The following is a 2,717-nucleotide window of genomic DNA, read 5'->3' as shown; positions in this document are numbered from 1 at the left end:
GCCCTGGCGGGCGACCCTTTTTTACATCGGCGAAAATGTGATCAAGCGTTCTTGAATACCGCTGGCCGCTTTTCCAGGAAGGCCTTCATGCCCTCCTTCTGATCTTCGGTCGCAAAGCAGCTATAGAACAGCGCCCGCTCATACTTGATCCCCTCCGTGAGCGTGCTCTCATAGGCGCGGTTGACCGAGTCCTTGACCATCATGGCCACCTGACGCGGCATCTCGGTAATGGTGACGGCGGCGGCCAGCGCCTCTTCCATCAACTTGTCAGCCGGCACGACGCGCGACACCAACCCCGCGCGTTCGGCCTCCTGCGCATCCATCATCCGTGCCGTCAACGCCAGATCCATCGCCTTGGCCTTGGACACCGCACGCGGCAGGCGCTGCGTGCCGCCGGCACCGGGGATGATGCCCAGCTTGATCTCGGGCTGACCAAATTTGGCATTGTCGGCGGCGATGATGAAGTCGCACATCATGGCCAGCTCACAGCCGCCACCCAGCGCATATCCCGCCACCGCTGCGATGACCGGCTTGCGGATGCGACGCAGGGTTTCCCAGTTGCGGGTGATGAATTCACCATTGAAGACCTCCATATAGTCATAGCCCGCCATCACGCTGATATCGGCGCCGGCCGCAAAGGCCTTCTCGCTGCCGGTGACAATGATGCAGCCGATCTCATCCTGGGCATCGAAGTCCAGCAGGGCCTGGCCCAGCTCGATCATCAAGGCGTCGTTGAGGGCATTGAGCGCCTTGGGACGGTTCAGGCGGATCAGGCCGACCTTGTCGTGGGTCTCGACCAGGATGTTTTCATAACTCATGTGGGTCTCCTTCTTCTAAGATGGGATCGGTAGCAAGCCGGCACGGCGAACCGCAAGAATAAGCCAAAAATAATGCGCCAGTCCGACCTGGCGCAATGACTGCCAATAATTTCATGCAGGCAAGGCAGCACAGGACTATATTGGAGTCATCCTTGCAAGCCCACGCCTGAAGCATTACTCAATGACTGAACGACTTATATAAGGAGGCCATGATGTTCAAGACCATACTCGTTCCCACCGACGGCTCCGAACGCTCGGACAAGGCCATCGCCACTGCCGTGGATTACGCCAAGAACAGCGGCGCCCGCCTGATCGGCATCACGGTCGCCGAGCCCTACCCCTTCTCGCCGCTGGCCGAAAGCTCCATGGCCATCGACCCGGCGCTCTATGAAGAAAACGTCAAGACCCTGGCCAACCAGTACATCAAGAAGATCGCCGACGCCGCCGCAGCCGCTGGCGTGCCCTGCCAGACTGAGGTGGTGATGTCCTTCAACCCGGATGAAGAAATCATCAAGGCCGCGCAATTCCATAGCTGCGACGCCATCTTCATGGCTTCCCACGGCCGCAGCGGTCTCTCGCGCATCTTCCTGGGCAGCAAGACACAGAAGGTGCTGACCCATTCCACCATCCCGGTGCTGGTGCTGCGCTAAGCAGTCAGACACCCATTGCAAAAAAAGCCTGGCCCTTCACGGGACCAGGCTTTTTTGTTGCCAACAGGAATCTGCGGATATCAATTACCACCCGGCGGCATCATCCCCTTGGGCAGCAGCACCCACATCATGCCGCGCTGCTTCATCGACCCGGCGCGGTCCTCGGCCTCATCGCCAAAGCCCCAGAAGTAATCGGCCCGCACCACGCCACGGATGGCGCCGCCGGTATCCTGGGCCACCACCAGGCGCTGCAACGGCCGCTCGCTATTGGGCATGGTGGTCGACAGGAACACCGGCGCCCCCAGCGGCACATGCTGCGGATCGATGGCAATGGAGCGCTGCGGCGTCAGCGGAATGCCCTGGGCGCCCTTGGGTCCCTTGGAAGGATCGAGCAGCTTTTCTTCCTTGAAGAAGACATAGCTGGGATTGGCATTGAGCAACTCTTCCTTGCGCGCCGGATTGGCCTGGACCCAGGCCTTGATGTTCTGGGCCGAGGCCTGGGACAGTTCCATCTCGCCCTTGTCCACCAGATAGCGCCCGATGGACTTGTAGGGCCGGCCATTCTGGTCGGCATAGGCCAGGCGGATGGTCTCGCGCGACTCCGGCAGGTAGACCCGACCAGAACCCTGCACCTGCAGGAAGAAAGCCTCCACCGGATCATCCACCCAGACGATCTCCTTGCCGGCCAGAGCATTGCCCTGCATCAACTCAGCCCGGGTCGGGTACGGCACCACCTTGCGCCCCACCAGCTTGCCGCGCAGGCGCAAGTTCTTCAGTTCCGGGTAGGCACTGGCCAGGTCGATGGTCAGCAAGTCCTCCGGCGCCTGGTACAGCGGCGTCTGGTACGGCCCGCCGCGCCGACGCGAACCGCGCAGCAGCGGCTCGTAGTAACCGGTCACCAGCCCGGTATCGGTACCATCCGGGTTAAACAACTGATAAGGCGTGAAATAGGTCTCGAAATATTGGCGCAGGAAACCGAGGTCATTGGCATTGACCTGCTGGGCCGCGCTACAGGCGGCACGGTCAGGGCCTGCATCCGCATGTCGGCGCTGGCATCGAAGCGGAAGTGCCAGAAGCTGCATTTCTCGTTGGTCAGGGTGGGATCGACCGCCGAGTAATTGAGGAACAGCACCCGATGATCCGGCTCGCGCTGATTGTGCTTGTTGACCGCATCGATCAAGGCCGCAGCCACCGCCGAACTGTTGCCCTCGATCAGGAAGGGGATGCGTTCATCGGTCAACTGGCGCAA

Annotated in this window: 2 protein-coding genes and 2 pseudogenes; 1 reads left to right on the top strand and 3 read right to left on the bottom strand. The window is 61.0% G+C overall.

From position 1 onward, the window contains the following. Positions 1-41 precede the first annotated feature (41 nt). A complete protein-coding gene (locus I5W_RS24105; RefSeq protein ID WP_044531150.1) occupies positions 42-818 on the bottom strand; it encodes an enoyl-CoA hydratase in 777 nt (258 codons plus the stop codon). 212 nt (positions 819-1,030) lie between these two features. Between I5W_RS24105 and I5W_RS24100 the strand changes: the two genes are divergently transcribed. Continuing rightward, a complete protein-coding gene (locus I5W_RS24100) occupies positions 1,031-1,468 on the top strand; it encodes a universal stress protein (protein ID WP_017452460.1) in 438 nt (145 codons plus the stop codon). An 80-nt stretch (positions 1,469-1,548) separates the two neighbouring features. Here I5W_RS24100 and mltA read toward each other — a convergent pair. Together mltA and I5W_RS30500 are read right to left on the bottom strand one after the other, a co-directional pair. Further along, a pseudogene (gene mltA / locus I5W_RS24095) lies at positions 1,549-2,490 on the bottom strand (murein transglycosylase A); the annotation flags it as partial. Continuing rightward, positions 2,490-2,717 (bottom strand): annotated as a pseudogene (locus tag I5W_RS30500) (ABC transporter substrate-binding protein); the annotation flags it as partial. The pseudogenes mltA and I5W_RS30500, both read right to left, overlap by 1 nt.

It is taken from the genome of Herbaspirillum sp. B65 (assembly GCF_000333555.1).
Classification (GTDB): domain Bacteria; phylum Pseudomonadota; class Gammaproteobacteria; order Burkholderiales; family Burkholderiaceae_D; genus Herbaspirillum; species Herbaspirillum rubrisubalbicans.
This window is presented reverse-complemented; position numbering and strand designations above follow the sequence as displayed.